The 17,448-nt window shown below is 30.7% G+C and carries 15 protein-coding genes; 10 read left to right on the top strand and 5 right to left on the bottom strand.

Going from position 1 to position 17,448, the window contains the following annotated elements:
• Positions 1 to 151: 151 nt before the first annotated feature.
• Positions 152 to 946: a hypothetical protein gene (locus tag H527_RS0119260; protein WP_027414154.1), complete on the top strand. Its 795-nt coding sequence runs from the start codon at positions 152 to 154 to the stop codon at positions 944 to 946.
• 292 nt (positions 947 to 1,238) lie between these two features.
• Here H527_RS0119260 and H527_RS0119255 read toward each other — a convergent pair whose 3' ends face one another.
• The 4 genes from H527_RS0119255 to H527_RS0119240 form a co-directional block, all read right to left on the bottom strand.
• On the bottom strand, positions 1,239 to 1,796 hold the full coding sequence (locus H527_RS0119255) for a thioredoxin family protein (RefSeq protein WP_027414153.1): 558 nt from the start codon (positions 1,794 to 1,796) through the stop codon (positions 1,239 to 1,241).
• Between the two features lie 272 nt (positions 1,797 to 2,068).
• Entirely contained in the window at positions 2,069 to 4,582 is a 2,514-nt protein-coding gene (locus tag H527_RS0119250) for a M14 family metallopeptidase (protein ID WP_027414152.1), read from the bottom strand.
• 245 nt (positions 4,583 to 4,827) lie between these two features.
• On the bottom strand, positions 4,828 to 5,217 hold the full coding sequence (locus H527_RS0119245; protein WP_027414151.1) for a PUR family DNA/RNA-binding protein: 390 nt from the start codon (positions 5,215 to 5,217) through the stop codon (positions 4,828 to 4,830).
• Positions 5,218 to 5,296: 79 nt separating this feature from the next.
• Positions 5,297 to 7,054 (bottom strand): ABC transporter ATP-binding protein, encoded by a 1,758-nt coding sequence (locus H527_RS0119240; protein ID WP_027414150.1) that lies wholly within the window; start codon positions 7,052 to 7,054, stop codon positions 5,297 to 5,299.
• 137 nt (positions 7,055 to 7,191) lie between these two features.
• Here H527_RS0119240 and H527_RS0119235 point away from each other — a divergent pair, with 137 nt between their 5' ends.
• The 4 genes from H527_RS0119235 (at position 7,192) to yajC (ending at position 10,282) form a co-directional block, all read left to right on the top strand.
• The gene (locus H527_RS0119235) at positions 7,192 to 8,292 is read left to right on the top strand and encodes a Glu/Leu/Phe/Val family dehydrogenase (protein WP_027414149.1); all 1,101 of its coding nucleotides are present in this window, start codon (positions 7,192 to 7,194) and stop codon (positions 8,290 to 8,292) included.
• Positions 8,293 to 8,507: 215 nt separating this feature from the next.
• Positions 8,508 to 9,452: a transcription antitermination factor NusB gene (gene nusB / locus H527_RS0119230; RefSeq protein ID WP_027414148.1), complete on the top strand. Its 945-nt coding sequence runs from the start codon at positions 8,508 to 8,510 to the stop codon at positions 9,450 to 9,452.
• Positions 9,453 to 9,504: 52 nt separating this feature from the next.
• The gene (locus H527_RS0119225) at positions 9,505 to 9,984 is read left to right on the top strand and encodes a DUF1573 domain-containing protein (protein ID WP_027414147.1); all 480 of its coding nucleotides are present in this window, start codon (positions 9,505 to 9,507) and stop codon (positions 9,982 to 9,984) included.
• A 4-nt stretch (positions 9,985 to 9,988) separates the two neighbouring features.
• Entirely contained in the window at positions 9,989 to 10,282 is a 294-nt protein-coding gene (gene yajC, locus H527_RS0119220; protein ID WP_027414146.1) for a preprotein translocase subunit YajC, read from the top strand.
• A 183-nt stretch (positions 10,283 to 10,465) separates the two neighbouring features.
• Here the strand turns inward: yajC and pepT are convergent, their stop codons facing one another.
• Entirely contained in the window at positions 10,466 to 11,704 is a 1,239-nt protein-coding gene (gene pepT / locus H527_RS0119215) for a peptidase T (protein WP_027414145.1), read from the bottom strand.
• A gap of 94 nt (positions 11,705 to 11,798) precedes the next feature.
• Between pepT and H527_RS0119210 the strand changes: the two genes are divergently transcribed.
• The 5 genes from H527_RS0119210 (at position 11,799) to H527_RS0119190 (ending at position 17,442) form a co-directional block, all read left to right on the top strand.
• Positions 11,799 to 12,821 carry a quinone-dependent dihydroorotate dehydrogenase gene (locus H527_RS0119210; protein WP_027414144.1) on the top strand — a complete coding sequence of 341 codons (1,023 nt, stop codon included), beginning with the start codon at positions 11,799 to 11,801 and terminating at the stop codon, positions 12,819 to 12,821.
• 45 nt (positions 12,822 to 12,866) lie between these two features.
• Positions 12,867 to 13,493 carry a LysE family translocator gene (locus H527_RS0119205; protein WP_027414143.1) on the top strand — a complete coding sequence of 209 codons (627 nt, stop codon included), beginning with the start codon at positions 12,867 to 12,869 and terminating at the stop codon, positions 13,491 to 13,493.
• A gap of 49 nt (positions 13,494 to 13,542) precedes the next feature.
• Entirely contained in the window at positions 13,543 to 14,409 is an 867-nt protein-coding gene (locus H527_RS0119200; protein WP_027414142.1) for a hydroxymethylglutaryl-CoA lyase, read from the top strand.
• 579 nt (positions 14,410 to 14,988) lie between these two features.
• The gene (locus H527_RS0119195) at positions 14,989 to 16,221 is read left to right on the top strand and encodes a DUF4856 domain-containing protein (protein WP_035089152.1); all 1,233 of its coding nucleotides are present in this window, start codon (positions 14,989 to 14,991) and stop codon (positions 16,219 to 16,221) included.
• A 102-nt stretch (positions 16,222 to 16,323) separates the two neighbouring features.
• Complete coding sequence (locus tag H527_RS0119190) at positions 16,324 to 17,442, top strand: imelysin family protein (protein WP_027414140.1); 1,119 nt, start codon at positions 16,324 to 16,326, stop codon at positions 17,440 to 17,442.
• Positions 17,443 to 17,448 lie beyond the last annotated feature (6 nt).

Here is a 17,448-nt window from a genome sequence, read left to right as displayed (position 1 = left end):
TGTCAAAAGCTTTATTTTTAATTTTTTATACTTAATTTAACCTTTAATTTATTTTTTGTTTTAATAAAAATCATTTTGTTAAAAAGATACGTTGAGGTGTTTAAATCCTCTTTTATTTATACTTTAAACAAAAATTGCTATACCCCTAGATATGAAACAAAAGCTTATTGTTTTTTTTGCCCTTTGTAATGTTTGTCTTGTGAGAAGTCAACAAAAAGAAGATATTTTAGTTAATATTAATGATCAAATAGAGATAATAGATGGATATATAGAATTTGAAACTTTTTACTTAGATCCAGAAGAGTTTTTGGATAAAATGGCAGATCATGGAGCTGAACTAAATGGGTATTATGAGCATGAAAGATTGAAAAAAATTATTAGAAAAGTAGGAACTAGAACTACAGATATAATAACTACATTTTATTTTTGGAATGATAATCTAATTTATGTTAACTATCAACAACGGCCTTATGTAGAGACAAAAAATGAAAGTGGACAGGTAGTTTTGGATTATTCTAATGCATATACCAAGTATGAATCTATACATTATTTTGATAATAATAAGGAGATAGAGAAAAAGGAGATGGGTGAACCGATAGAAGGTATTGTTCTCGAAAAAGGATTTGTTGGATATGCCCAAAAAATGAAATCTTTATTAGATAATAAGTTTTATAATAGGGATACTTATAGAGCTTTACAAGGAAAATGGCTTTTTATTCAAAACACAGAAGATTACCTGATGTTTGAAGGAACTATACGATTTAATTTTTATAATGGTCGATTTGCTAATCGATTAAAAACAAGAATAGAAAATGATGTATTGATTTGTTTTTTTCCAATGGATGATCGTATCTATAGATATAAAATAGAAAGTATAAACGATACAATGCTTGTGCTAACAGATCTATCTTCTAAAGAAGAGTTTTCATATGCAAAAGTAGAATGATTTTTTAATGAAGGTTATATTTTTAAAATGTATGAAGAAGAGTAAGGGATATTTGATGTTAAATTAATACTTGTTTGTTTATTTAGGAGATAATAAAATATTTTTTCGATATCGAAGAATATAAATATATAGTGCATTAATACTCATTTAGTACATCTATAAACTATAGTAGGATTTTAATCCTTTGAATGGATTTTGATTTATTAATGTTTTTCTCAAAAAAAAAACATTTTTATCAATCGATCTCTTTTCTTTTTATACTGCTGATCTAAGAATAGAATAATTTATGTACTTATTCTTTCCATTTTATATTACAGCCAATACTTGGTTTTTGATTTTCTGACACTTTTCTATTACGAAGTACCGTATCTAGAGCTTGTCGAAGATCTCTGCCGTTTACAGGGATCCCGTTACCTGGTCTTGAGTCATCGAGTTGACCTCGATATATTAGTTTTAAATCAGTATCGAATAAATAAAAATCAGGAGTACATGCTGCATCATAAGCTTTAGCAATCTCTTGATTTTCATCAAATAAATAAGGAAAAGTGTAATTGTTTTTTTGAGCTGTTTTCCACATTTCTTTGGGGGAATCTTGTGGGTATTTTTCAATATCGTTGCTGCTTATAGCAACAAAACCAAACCCTTGGGTACGATAATCATTAGCTATACGAACAATTTCTTCATTTACATGTATAACAAATGGACAATGATTACAGATAAACATAATAATTGTTCCTTTTTGACCTTTAACATCGTTTAGATTAACTAAGTCATTAGTTACGCTATCGATAAGAGAAAAGTCCGGAGCAATAGTGCCAAGAGGCAACATATTCGAAGGAGTACGAGCCATAATTTTCTTTTTTTGATAAGACCCCAAATTACAATTTTATACTCTAATAAATATAAAAATATTATCTTAGTTACATTTAAATTTAACCACAAACAGAGTGCTTTTTTCTATTGCCAATTTAAACAAATAGTTAGTGCACCTAGATATGAGTTTTACTATTTTTTTTTGATAATAGTTTTTAAATAGAACTAGCTCCTTTCGATTTTTTTTAGTTTGAAGCTTATAGTAAAACAAAGAAAAAGCTGTAGGTAGTTTGTTGAAAATAGAGGGTATTACATTTCATTGCTAAAGAAAATTGCATTCATTAGTAATTTATTGGTGCCATACCAGAAAGCTCTAAAATTTGTATTGTCTGTAAATAAGATAACTTTTCCTTTTCCAAGTTGATTATATTTAAAAGGGATAGTTCCTGATAACGAATCTAAATTTTTTTTACTTATGTATCCGCTAAGTAAAGGTGTTTTGGTGTACTGAATAGGATTGTTATAACTTTGTTTATCTGGTTTTATAAATAATGTTGTGTTCCTAAATAGAGGGATTTTATCATTTTTATACCCAAAATTGATAGGATGGGAGCGATCTATTTTAGCTTCAAAAATTGCTCCACCAATTACCTGAGCTCCAAAAAAATCTTGTTTTTGTTCAAAAGAGATATTTTTCGCATCATTTTTTATAGCGACGAATTCAATTTTCATAAGGTCTTTGTCTTTGAAAAACTGTGCGGCATTTCTATAACCAATTAAAGTGCCTCCACTATGAATCCAGTTTTTTATTTTTGTTATATTTTGGCTGTTTATACTTTCTTTCTGGCTGTTTGGTAATATGATATGCGTGTATGTAGATAAATCAGTTTTTGTTAAATTACCAGTGGTTAGTTTGGTAATAGGGATGTCATAGCGTTGATCCATTAGATGCCAAATTTCTCCAGAATCATAAGGGGTAATACCATTTCCTGTAAGTAGACCGATTTTTGGGGTAGATAGAGGTCTAAATTTATCACTCCCTAAATCTATGCCATTAGTAAGCCCTGTAGAAACATTAGTAATATCTACATGATTATCTAATCCTATTTTTTGAAGTAAAACGTGTAATTCGTCTTTATCTAATTTTTGATTCTGTACGGGTATTAAAATGGTACCATAATCATAATCTTTGTTTTCTAAAGAGAAAGGTTTAGTGCCTACTTTTGCGCGTATTCCTTTGCTAAGGATTTGGTATAATGCTCTGGGTGTATAATACTCATGCCATTCTAATAAGTATGCATAATTACTTTTGGTTATAGGAATTGTTTTTCTATGTGTAAGATCTAATATTTCATCACCAAAATCAATGGAAGATATGTTGTCTGCAAAATCTAGATTAAAAGCCAAAGGAAATGTCCATGCAGAGATATCATAAAATAAACTATCCTGAAATGTTGTTCTTTTTTCAAAAATAGCTTTAAGTAATCTTTTTTGTCTTTGGTTTTTAGGAATAACATAACTATATCCTTTTTTGAAATTTTTGTTTTGGATGGTTAAATCTTGTTTAATTTCATATAATTGTATTTGATGTCTTTTAAGAATTTCTGCCAGATGGTATGAAGAAGCGGCGTCTTTTTCATTACCAAAAATATAGGCACCTTTAGACTCTTCTTTTCTTGCATTATTGTAAAAATCACGTTTGTATTCTAATAATTCTTTACGCATTGATTTTGCAGCTTCGAGAGTAGAGAGAGCTGCCGTAAATTGATTTTTTATAGTAAAAGGAAAAGTTAATATTCCATTATCTGTTTGTTGTGCATGACCACGAGAACTACCTTGCTCAAATAAAATACCAACACCACCATTTATATCAGGAAAAGTAGACCCTTTACCATAATAAAAGTCATCAAAATTTTCTTCAGTATAATATAAAGAACCAATATTATCTAATGCTTTCACATGATAATTTGCTATTTTTTTAGTTAATTCTTGGTTTAGTTTAGGGGTTAGCGGATGTGTTCTGGATTGGATACCTGGTTGAAAAAAGAAAGAGCTATTAGGTCCCATTTCATGATGATCTGTAAGGATATTAGGGTACCACTTATGAAAAGTTGTAATACGAGCCTGAGATTCTGGTAATTGTGCAGGTAACCAATCTCTGTTCATATCAAACCAATAATGATTGGTTCTTCCTCCAGGCCATATCTCGCTATATTCTCGATCTTGCGGATCTGTGCTAATATTTTTACTTTTGTTAGTGTTAGCCCAATATGCAAAACGTTGTAAACCGTCTGGATTAAAAGAAGGGTCGAATAAAATAACAACATTCTTTAAAAGCTCCTCTATTTCTTTTCCTTGTGCAGCTGCTAGATAGTAGGCAGTTATAATTGAAGCGTTTGAGCCACTGGGTTCATTACCATGAATAGAAAACCCTTGATATACAATTGCAGGTAAGTCATCTATATTTAATCGATTAGAATCACTTTTTGTAAGTTCTACATGTTTTTTTTGTATTTCCTTGAGATTGCTATGGTTTTTTTCAGAAGTAATAGTGAGTAATAATAAAGGTCTGTCTTCAAAAGTTTTACCTCTATCTTCAATAGTAATTCTGGGAGAAGCTACAGCAAGAGCTTGCATGTAGTTAACTAATTTATCATGTGTAACATGCCATTTCCCAGGGATATATCCTAGTATGCTTTGAGGTGTTGGGATTTCAGGATTGTAGGTGATGTTTTTTGGAAGGTAATATTCTAAAGATAAGTTATCCTGAGAAAAAGAAATAGTACTTAAGGATATAAAAAAAATAGTAAAAATATATTTCATATGTTTAAAATTTTAACTTATTGTTAAAAGATAATCTACAAAAACAATAAGAAACACTTTAAGTTATATTAATTCTATTGTAGAAAACTTTAGGGGTTTGTAATATAAGACCTATACGATATTCTAAAAAAGTATTATTTTCTATAAGTCTCGTTTAAGTTGTTTTTTGAAATGTGAATATAAAAAAAACCACCTCAGATATTGAGATGGTTTACATAACTTTAACTTAAGTCTTTTTTGTTTGTTTAGATATCATCAAAATTTACATCTGTAAAACTCCCTGTAGAAGCAACAACTTCTTCTGTGTTGCCTTCAGTTTCATCTTTTTCATATGATTTTTGAAAATCTTTCTGATGTCTTTCGCTGATTACTTCTTCTCCTTTTTCGTCAACAATAAAATCAGTCATTTCATTTAAGATTTCTGTAAACCCAGCAAAATCTTCTTTATACAGATAGATTTTGTGTTTCTTATAGTGAAAAGATCCATCATCATTAGTGAACTTTTTACTTTCTGTTACTGTTAAATAGTAATCTCCTGCTTTTGTAGCTCTTACGTCAAAGAAATAAGTTCTTCTTCCTGCCCGTAAAACTTTTGAGAAAATTTCTTCTTTATCCATCATTTCATTATCACTCATAATCCGTATTTATTAATTAATTAATATTGTTATGATGGTTTCAAAAATCCAAAAAAAATGTTAATCGTACAAAAAAAACTTATATTTCTTTTTCATTAAGTTGTTTTAAATAAAGTTCTTTGTAGTATCCGTTAGTCTTTATTAGCTGATTATGAGTACCTTGTTGGGTTATTTTGCCGTCTTCTAATACGATGATTTTATTTGCATTTTTAGCTGTAGATACCCTATGAGTTACTATAAAAGTTGTTTTATTCTCAGAAATTTCGCGAAGATTATTAAGTATTTCTTCTTCGGTTTCAGTATCTACTGCAGATAAACAATCATCAAAAAGAAGTATGGCTGGATTCTTAATTATGGCTCGGGCAATAGAAACTCTTTGTTTTTGACCTCCGGAAAGGGTAATACCACGTTCTCCTAAAACAGTTTTATATCCTTTGTTGAAGTTAATTATGTTTTTGTGTACCACTGCGTTTTTTGCTGCTTGATGAATTTCTTTTTCTGAGGCTTTTTCGTTTCCAAATTTTATATTATTTTCTATAGTATCACTAAACAAAAAAGCATCCTGAGGAACATAACCAATACTTTCTCTTAGATCGTTTAAATTGAGGTCTTTTATAGGCGTTTCATCAACACGAATTTCTCCAGAAGATACATCATAAAGCCTTCCGATTAGGTCGAGTATAGTAGATTTTCCTGAACCAGTTTTGCCAATAAAACCTATTGTTTCTCCGTTTTTAATGCAAAAACTTATGTTTTTTAAAGCTGTGATATTAGTGTCATCATAAGTAAAAGAAACATTGTCAAAACATATATCTCCTCGAACAGGTGTTTTTTGGATTACTGTATTCGTGATTTCAGGTTCTTGACTTAGAAATTCGTTAATTCTTACTTGAGAGGCTTCAGCTTGTTGTATAATAGAACTAACCCATCCTACGGTTGCAACAGGCCAAGTTAGCATATTTACAAATATGATAAATTCAACAATGATACCCAGATCTTTTATTGTTCCGTCAATAAACTGTTTCCCTCCAATGTATATTACCAATATATTACTAAACCCGATGAGTAAAACCATAAGGGGAAAAAATAAAGCCTGTACTTTGGCTAGATCCAAATTTTTCTCTTTGCTTTTGTTTGATAATTCAATGAAATTTTTTTGTGTTTGAGGTTCAATACCATATGCTTTTATAACTGTAATGCCACTAAAAGATTCTTGTGTAAATGTGGTTAATTTAGAGAGAAACTCTTGGACAACAGTACTGCGCTTATGAATAGCAACACTTAATTTGTATATGGATACAGATAATATTGGTAAAGGGGCTAAGGTGTACAACGTTAATTCGGGAGCTATACTAATCATGTAGCTTATTACTACAACAAATAAAGTAATAGTGTTTACGCTGTACATAATTGCAGGACCCACATACATTCTGACTTTAGTAACATCTTCACTAATACGATTCATTAAATCTCCTGTTCTGTTTTTTTTATAAAAATTTAGGGATAATTTTTCATAATGCTGGAATATTTCATTTTTTAAATCAAACTCAATAAACCTAGAAACTACAATAAAAGTTTGACGCATTAAAAAAGTAAATAAAGCAGAAATAAGTAAAGCTCCAATGATTAGTGAGATATTAATAATAAGACCGGTCTTTACTTGAGTGATATCCGTAATTTCTTTATTGATATATTGTTCTACTACATCAACAGAGTCACCAACTAATGTAGGAACCATTGTAGCAAAAATTCTTGCAATAATAGTAATGACCAAACCTATAATTAAGCGGTATTTATATTTAGAAAAATACTTGTTTAAATGTCGCAATGCAGGCATAAAAAATAATATTTGAGAATAAATTAATTAGTGTATTCGTAAAATTTAACAGTCTTAAATTTGAAATTGATAAAAATATGCTATTTTAGCATCTTAATTTTGAGTATAATATAATTTCATTATAAAATTTTCACAACATGATAACTGAAGTATTTACTGCAAATCAACTAAAAAAAGAAGCTCCAGTGTTTGGTCAACTATCGTTTGATGATCACGAACAAGTTGTTTTTTGTCAGGACAAAGATACAGGATTGAAAGCAATAATAGGTGTGCATAATACAATTTTAGGGCCAGCTTTAGGAGGGACAAGAATGTATGACTATGCAACAGAATGGGATGCTCTTAATGATGTATTAAGATTATCAAGAGGAATGACCTATAAGGCAGCTATCACAGGTTTAAATCTTGGTGGAGGAAAAGCAGTTATTATAGGGGATCCAAAAAAAATAAAAACACCAGAGTTAATGAGACGCTTTGGAAAGTTTGTGCATACACTTGGAGGTAAGTATTATACAGCAGAAGATGTAGGGATGGAGACAACTGATATGGATGTAGTTAGAGAGGTAACTCCTTATGTAACAGGAATATCAGAATCTAAAGGAGGGGCGGGAAATCCTTCCCCAGTTACCGCATATGGAGTGTATATGGGTATGAAAGCAGCTACGAAATTTACATACGGAGATGAGGCACTAAAAGGAAAACGAATTTTGGTTCAAGGTATTGGTCATGTAGGTGAAGAGTTAGTCCGCTTAACTGCAGAAGAAGGTGCACATGTTATAATTAGCGATATCAATGAAGAAAGGTTAGCAGAGGTGAGTAAAAAATACGGTGTAGATATATACAGAGGCAATGATTTGTATGCAGAAACGGCAGATATTTACGCACCCTGTGCATTAGGAGCAACGGTTAATGACGGTACTATTGATAAATTAAACGTAAAAATAATTGCAGGAGCAGCAAATAATCAATTAGCTGATGAAAATATTCATGGGCCTATATTGCAAAAGAAAGGAATAGTGTATGCACCAGATTTTTTAATTAATGCTGGGGGTATTATAAATGTATACGCAGAGATAGAAGGTTATGGTAGAGATCAAATTATGGCTAAAACCGAAAATATCTTTGATACAACTTTAGATATATTAAATAGAGCAAAAGCAGCTAATATAACTACAAATGCAGCAGCAAATGCTATTGCTGAAGATAGAATTGCTACTCGAAAAAAAGAAAACCAATAATAATAAGAGGTAAAAAACTTAAAATTCTTTTTAGTGACAGGCAATAATTACTGTTTTTTTATGCAGTATAATTACTTTAATTTTTTTTTGAACACAATTTAGATAGAAAAAAAAGAGTTTTAAGATCGGTAGATTAAAAATAATAGTATTTTTGCAGGACAAAAGTCAATAGTGGCTTTTGTCCTTTTTTAATATAAAGTTCTTTGTAATTTTCTATGTTAACCAGAAGACATATTAGAGTAAAAGTAATGCAGTCTCTTTATTCGATAGAGCAGACGCAAAGTGACAACCTTGTCAAAGAAGAGAAGTTTCTTCTTTTTAGTATTGATCAGATGTATGAATTATTTCTTATAAATCTTCAGCTTCTGGTAGAAATTAGAAAACATGCGGCAGATCTTTTAGATATTAGTAAAAAGAAATATTTGCCTACTTCCGAAGAAAAAAATCCTAACACCAAATTTATAAATAACGAAGTATTATTGTTATTAGAGAAAAATATTCTCTTAAAAGAGGAGATGGATAAAAAAAGACTTAATTGTTGGGAGTTAGATGGGGAATATGTAGCAATATTATGGAAAGAAATTAGAGAAAGTGATCAGTATAAATCTTATATGAGTACTAAATTTAGTGCTTTTAGAGAAGATAAAGATTTTATAATAGAAATCTTTAAAGAAATTATCGCTCCTAATGAAAAACTGTACGATTATATTGAAGATAAAAAACTTACATGGGTTGATGATTTGCCATTAGTAAACACATCTATTATAAAGATGCTTCGTAAACTAAAAGAATCCCATACAGAAAATATGTCTTTGCCAAAATTGTATAAGGATGTAGAGGATAAAAAATTTGCTATAGATATCTTTAAGAAAACAACACTTAATGGAGTAGAGTTTACAAAAGAAATTGATGGAAGAACCCCAAATTGGGATCAAGATCGTATAGCAGAACTGGATAAAGCTATTATAAAAATGGCTATTTGTGAGTTTGTAAAGTTTCCTTCAATACCTGTAAAAGTAACAATTAACGAATATTTAGAAATAGCAAAGGAATATAGTACCCCTAAAAGTAGTATTTTTATCAACGGAATTTTAGATAAAATTTCTAAAGAGTACAAAGAAAACGGTAAATTAAACAAAGTAGGCCGTGGACTTATGTAATATTAGAAAAAATAGTATTTTTAACCCTCAACAATAATTAAAAACTCAAGTAATGAAAAAAGGAATCTTAATTTTAGCTGGAGTTTTTGCTATGACATTCGTGTCTTGCAAAGATAAAGCAGCAGAAAAAGTTAAAGAAGAAAATGTAGAAATAGCAGCAGATCGCGACGCAAAGAATGCAGATTTTCCTGTTATGACTTTTACCAAAAACGAACATGATTTTGGAACTATTAATGAAGGAGATGTAGTAGAGCATAAATTTGCTTTTACTAATACAGGTAAAGCTCCATTAGTAATTGTAAGTGCAAAAGGTAGTTGTGGATGTACTGTGCCAGAGTGGCCAAAAGAGCCAATTGCTCCAGGTGATACAGCAGAGATGCTAGTAAAATTTAACTCTAGCGGAAAGCCAAATCAGCAAACTAAACAAGTTACTATAACTGCAAATACAGAAGCTGGAAAAGAAATTATTAAAATTAAAGCTATGGTAACTCCAAAAGCTCAACCAGTAAGTGGAACACCAGTAAGCGAATAATTTTATGGATCAAATTCAACAGTTTCTACCTTTTGTATTAATATTTGTGGTAATGTATTTTTTTATGATACGACCACAAATGCAAAAATCAAAAAAAGAGAAAAAATTTGCTGAAGAGCTTAAAAAAGGAGACAAAATAGTAACGAAAAGTGGTCTTCATGGAAAAGTTTTTGACTTTAGCGAAAAAAATAACGCTGTTATTATCGAAACAGGATCAGGGAAATTAACTTATGATAAATCTGCAATTTCATTGGAGATGAGTCAAAAGCTTAACCAGCCTGTAGTAGAAAAAAAGTAATAACTAGCATCCTTTTAAAAGCGCTATAAAACTAATTTAGTTTTATAGCGCTTTTTTTATTTTCTAAAACACTATTATAAAAATACATATTTAACCCATTTTATGCAGTAGAAAACTTATTGAATCTTCAAGCTTCATTACGAAATTCTACTACATAAAGAGGGTTTAACGGATGTATTTTATTTATTTTTTGTTAGCCGTTAGTTCTGCAATCTTTACGATAACTTCTACTGCTCGTATCATACTTTCTACAGGAACATACTCATAACGCCCATGAAAATTATGCCCACCAGCAAAAATATTAGGACAAGGTAATCCCATAAAACTTAATTGAGACCCATCGGTTCCACCGCGAATAGGTTTTATAAGGGGGGTAATACCAAGAGATTTCATAGCTTCTTCTGCGATATCCACAATATGCATTACTGGCTCTACCTTTTCTCGCATATTAAAATATTGATCTTTGATCTCTATTTGTATAACTTCTTTTCCGTGTTGGGCATTAATTTCTGCTCCTAATTTATTCATGACTTCTTTTCTCGCTTCAAAATGCTCTTTGTCATGATCCCGGATAATATAATGTAGCTGGGTTTCTTCTACATCACCTTTTATGTTATGTAAATGAAAAAAACCTTCTCTGCCTGTAGTGTGTTCTGGTGTTTCTAATCTGGGTAAAGAATTGATAAAGTCTTGTGCAATGTACATGCTATTAATCATTTTTCCTTTAGCGTAGCCAGGATGTACAATTTTGCCTTTTATAGTTACAACAGCTCCAGCGGCATTAAAATTTTCAAACTCTAGTTCTCCAATCTGACTACCATCCATAGTGTATGCCCAATCTGCACCAAATTTTTTGACATCAAATTTATGAGCTCCACGACCTATTTCTTCGTCGGGTGTAAATCCAATACGAATTTTACCATGTTTAATTTCTGGGTGCTGTACCAGATATTCCATAGCAGTTACTATTTCGGTAACCCCCGCTTTATCATCTGCACCTAGTAGTGTTGTTCCATCTGTAGTGATAAGAGTCTGCCCTTTATATTGTTTTAAATCCTCAAAATAATCAGGTGATAGTACAATGTTTTGAGAAGCATTTAATACAATGTCTTTACCATCGTAATCTTCTATAATCTGTGGTTTTACATTTGCTCCTGTAAAATCAGGACTGGTATCGAAATGAGATATAAACCCTATAGTAGGTACTTCATGGTCTACGTTAGATGGTAGTGTAGCCATAATATATGCATGCTCATCTATGCTTACATCTTTTAAACCTATGTCTGTTAATTCTTGTGCTAGTTTATTAGCAAGATCCCATTGTTTTTTTGTACTAGGAGTTGTAGTGCTTTCTGGATCACTCTCTGTGTCGATAGTAACGTAACTAATAAATCTATTTGTGATATGTTTTTTTGAAATCATGATACTGAAATATTTTATACATCTGAAGAATTCAAAAATACACTTTTATTAGAACCTTGTATGACTTATTTTTGCATAATCAAATCTATATTTAATGTATAAACTTTTAGTAAGACCTTTATTATTCTTATTTGACCCAGAAAGCGTACATCATTTTACTTTTAAAATGATCCGTTTTTTTTCAAAAATCCCCTTATTTCCATTCGTTTTTAGAAGTTTATATCAAATTAAAGATCCTGGTTTAGAAAGAGAAGTCTTTGGATTGAAATTTAAAAACCCAGTAGGATTAGCTGCTGGATTTGATAAAGATGCAAAATTATTTAATGAACTTCATAATTTTGGATTTGGTTTTATAGAAATAGGAACATTAACACCAAAGGCACAAATAGGGAATCCTAAAAAGAGATTGTTTAGGCTTAAGTCAGATTCTGCAATAATTAATAGAATGGGATTTAATAACGAAGGTGTTAAAGATGCCGTTAAACGATTAAAAAAGAATAAAAGAGTATTAATAGGTGGAAATATAGGTAAGAATACAGATACTTTACCAGAAAATTATACTAGAGATTATTTAGAATGTTTTAATGCATTACATCCGTATGTCGATTACTTTGTTCTAAATGTAAGTTGTCCAAACGTAGGGAGTCATGCAAAACTAAATGATAAAGAGTATTTAAATGAATTAATACTTGCTGTGCAGAAAGCAAATAAAACATTTCAAAAACAAAAGCCTATTGTTTTAAAGATAGCTCCAGATTTGAATAAAAATCAATTGGATGAAATAATAGAATTAGTAGCAGAAACAAGGTTAGATGGAGTTATTGCAAGTAATACTTCTGTTTCAAGAAAAGACTTGCGTATGCCAAAAGATCAATTAGATGCTATTGGTAATGGGGGGCTTAGCGGGCAACCGATAAAAGATAAAAGTACAGAGGTAATTAAATATTTATCAGAAAAAAGTAACAAAGCGTTTCCAATTATAGGAGTAGGAGGGATTCATAGCGCTCAAGACGCTTTAGAAAAACTGCAAGCTGGGGCGAGTTTGGTACAAATATATACGGGGTTTATATATGAAGGCCCTAAATTAATTAAGGATATTAATAAAGCACTGCTTTAAAACACAAACCTTGAGAGTTTTTAAAACCTTCAAGGTTTAAAAGTTATGAACTACGAAATTCTTTATACGTTTGTTATTGCTATTTCTGTTTTAGCGATAACCCCTGGTCCTGATAATATTTTTGTATTAATGCAAAGTGTCGTTAATGGCAAAAAGTATGGGTTAGCTGTAGTAGCAGGCTTAATGACAGGGTGCTTGATTCATACTACATTAGTGGCTTTTGGAGTATCTGCTATAATAAAGCAAAGTGAAGTATTGTTTTTTGTTATAAAACTATTTGGTGCGTTGTACCTGTTTTTTCTTGCTTACAAGGTGTTTAAAAGTGAAGCTTCGGTAAATTTGTCTGAAGGCAATTTACCCAAAAAAAGTTTCGGGCAATTATTTAAGCAGGGATTTGTTATGAATGTTTTAAACCCTAAAGTATCTATATTTTTTTTGGCATTTTTCCCAGGGTTTTTGTTTAGTACTACTATAAGTAATGTATTACAGTTTTATATATTAGGTTTTCTTTTTATTATAGTCTCGTTTATAATTTTTGGATTAATAGCTATTCTTTCAGGGTTTATTTCAGAGTATTTAAAAAAGAATTCAAAGGTAGGAGTTGTTTTGAAATGGCTTCAGATCGTTGTCTTTATCGGAATTGGAGTTTTTGTGCTTTTTTCTAAAAAATAGTTATATTTTTATACACACAATTGAATATTTCTTAGTTTAGAATTCTAAAATGGCTGAAAACATAAAAATTATTGAATGTCCCAGAGATGCTATGCAGGGTATAAAAGAATTTATACCAACAGAGAAAAAAGTTCAATATATTCAATCGCTGCTACGCTGTGGTTTTGATACTATAGATTTTGGTAGTTTTGTATCTCCAAAAGCAATACCTCAAATGACAGACACAGCAGAGGTTTTGTCACAGTTAGATCTTTCTAGTACAAAAAGTAAGTTGTTGGCTATCATAGCTAATGTAAGAGGAGCTAATGATGCGGTGCAACATGACGCAATCAATTACCTTGGATATCCTTTTTCGATTTCTGAAAACTTCCAGATGCGGAATACACATAAAACCATCGCAGAATCTGTAGCGACTTTGCAAGAAATATTAAATATTGCAGATGGAGCAAATAAAGAAGTGGTAGCTTATCTTTCTATGGGATTCGGTAATCCTTATGGAGATCCCTGGAATGTTGAAATAGTGGGGGAATGGACAGAAAAGCTTAGTAAAATGGGAGTGAAGATTCTTTCTCTTTCAGATACTGTAGGTACTTCAACTCCAGAAATTATAAGCTATTTATTTTCTAATTTAATTTCATCATATTCTGAAATAGAATTTGGAGCACATTTACATACTACACCAACCAGCTGGTTTGAAAAAGTAGATGCTGCGTATAAGGCAGGTTGTAGAAGGTTTGATGGAGCAATTCAAGGATTTGGAGGATGCCCGATGGCAAAAGATGAATTAACTGGGAATATGCCAACTGAACGTATGATATCTTACTTTACTACAGTTGATGCGGATACAGATATAAGAACACTTAGCTTTGAGTCGTCTTATAACGAAGCTACTAAAATATTTTCAGCATATCATTAAAAACAGTTTGCTTAAGGTGGTAGCAGATAAGTAAAATTATAATAATGTTAGTGTTTATTATCTTAGTTACGATATAATTTATCTGGTTAAATAAAATAATTTTAGACCCTTATAGGAGTTTCATTTTTTTGAGGACTTGCTTTGAAAATAAAATATATTTCTAAAAACAAACCTTGTAAAGGTATTTTAAAGTTGTTAATTTAGAATTCTTTATAGTTTTTTTAGAAAGAAAAGGATAGTCAATAAAGAAGTATTATACCATTTATCATTTGAATATATCAGAATAAAATGTTCTTTTTACACCTCAATTTCAAAATAAATATAAACTGTAGTTCAGCTATGTTCGATACCAGATCAAGTCTAGCACAAGCTTTTCTTCTTCATTGAAACAAAAAAATATTTTCTTTTCCAGTAAATTTAAACAATAATTGGTATTAATTAACGGATAATAGTTGGATAACACAGTTGTAATGTGAAATAAAAATTTATTTAGATTTATTACAAATAAAATTGGTCAATTCTATTCTGATAAATATATTTGTAAACTTTATAATTATTGATATTAAGTCTAAATAAAAAATGATGAAAATAAAAAATTTATTAAAAAGCATATGCTTATCTGTAGTTTTTGTATTAGGAGCTTGCTCTTCTGATGATGATAGCACGTCGCCCATTGATCAGGTAGTAGCACCAGAAAAATATACCTTTGAACGTAAAGGGGGAAGTTCTGTGAGTTTTAGCGGGCAAACTACTCGTATTGCCATGGCAGAAGAAATAGTGAGTGAACTAAAGGATCGTACTAATACAGAGGTGGTTTTGAATGCAATGTTTTCTCATGTCGAAGGTGCGAATGATTTTTCGGATACAGATTTAAATGCATCTAATAAAAGTGTTAGAAGTAAAGTTGCTGCTTCTAAAGATTATTTTTCTGCAAATACAACAGATGCGATTGCTATAAGAAATCAATTTGATGGTTGGATAAAAAATCAAGTAGATGAAGTTTTTCCTAATTGGGAGATAACTGCTAAAGCAGGAGTTGCAGGGGTTATACAAGAAGCTGGAGGAGGATCTAAGAGGTATGTTGATGCAAAAGGGTTAGAGTTAAATCAAGCATTTGCTAAAAGTTTGATAGGTGCTTTGATGACAGATCAGGCCCTAAACAATTATTTAAGTACAGCTGTTCTGGATGAAGCAGATAATGTAGTAAATAATGATAAAGATGTAGTAGAAGAAGGTAAGAACTATACTACTATGGAACATAAATGGGACGAGGCTTATGGATATTTATATGGGACTTCTGCGGATAAAACAAACCCTAATGCTACCATTGGTGCTGATGACAACTTTTTAAACAAATATATTGGTAGAGTAGAAGCAGATTCTGATTTTAAAGGTATAGCAAAAGACATTTTTGATGCCTTTAAATTAGGTAGAGCTGCTATTGTTGCAAAACAATATGATGTGCGTGATAAACAGGCAGCTATTATTAAAGAAAAAATATCACAAGTTATAGCAATTAGAGCAGTGTATTATTTGCAACAAGGCAAAAAAGCTCTAGAAGCACCTGTAGTGGATTATGCTAGTGCTTTTCATGATCTATCTGAAGGATTTGGATTTGTATATAGTTTACAGTTTACCAGAAAATCAGATAGCAATACACCTTATTTTACTAAATCAGAAGTCCAGACATATATAGACCAATTGATGGAAGGTGCTAATGGATTTTGGGATTTGTCTCCAAATACATTACAATCTATTTCAGAAAAAATTGCTGAAAAATTTAGTTTTAGTGTAGCACAGGCAGGTAGCTAAAGAATAAATCATTTATAAAGATAAAAAAGAGGTAGGAAATTATTTCATTTCGACCTCTTTTTTTACATTTGCAAAAATTTATTAAGAATAAATAAAAATAAAATGAAGAAGTCATTATTTTTAATTTTGATAATAACTTTTCTAGTAATCGGTTGTTCATCAAGTGATGACGCAAACGTTACGGATGGAAATAAAGATAATTTTGATAGAAAAGCATTATTAATTAATGTCGCAGATAATATAGTAATTCCTGCGTATCAAAATTTTTCGGAGGATATGACTGCTTTAAAAACAGCTACTTCTAATTTTACAACGACCACTAATGAGGCAAATCTTGTAATATTAAGAAACGTATGGATAGAGGCGTATATCTCGTGGCAATCTGTTGGTATGTTTGAAATAGGAAAAGCAGAAGAAATTTCATTTCGAAATTTCATGAATGTATATCCTGTTACTACATCAGATCTAGAATCTAATATTGCTACAGGAGAATATGATCTTACTACGGTTACAAAACAAGATGAACAGGGTTTCGCAGCTTTAGATTATCTTTTAAATGGTTTGTCGGATACTGATGCGGGCATCGTAGAGTTTTACTCTACAAATACCAATGCTGCTGGTTATAAAAAATATATAACCGATTTGGTTAATCGTATGGATAATCTTGCTAATCAGGTTTTAACGAATTGGAAAGAAGGTTATAGAGATACTTTTGTTAATAATAGTGGAGCTTCCGCAACAAGTTCATTAGATAAGTTAGTAAATGATTTTATTTTTCATTACGAAAAACATTTACGGGCAGCTAAAATAGGAATCCCTGCGGGAATATTTTCTGAAACTTTTGATAATAAAGTTGAAGCTTTTTATAAAGGAGATATATCTAAAAAACTTTTTAATGCGAACCTTAGTGCATTGCAAGATTTTTTTAATGGAAAACACTTTGCTGGAGATTCTAAAGGAGAAAGTTTAAAAACATATTTAGATTTCTTAAATACGATTAGAAATGGAGAAGATTTGAGCTCACTTATTAATAATCAATTTAATACAGCAAGAGCAATGGCATCAGGTTTAAATGATGATTTTTCATTTCAAATCCGTACCGATAATAGCCTAATGACAAAAACTTATGATGAACTACAAAAAAACGTGGTTTATCTAAAAGTTGACATGCTTCAGGCAATTTCTGTTAGTGTTGATTTTGTAGATGCAGACGGAGATTAAAGTAAC

Source organism: Aquimarina muelleri DSM 19832 (assembly GCF_000430665.1).
Classification (GTDB): Bacteria; Bacteroidota; Bacteroidia; order Flavobacteriales; family Flavobacteriaceae; genus Aquimarina; species Aquimarina muelleri.
The sequence above is the reverse complement of the archived record's forward strand: the minus strand, read 5'-3'. Positions and strand labels throughout refer to the sequence as shown.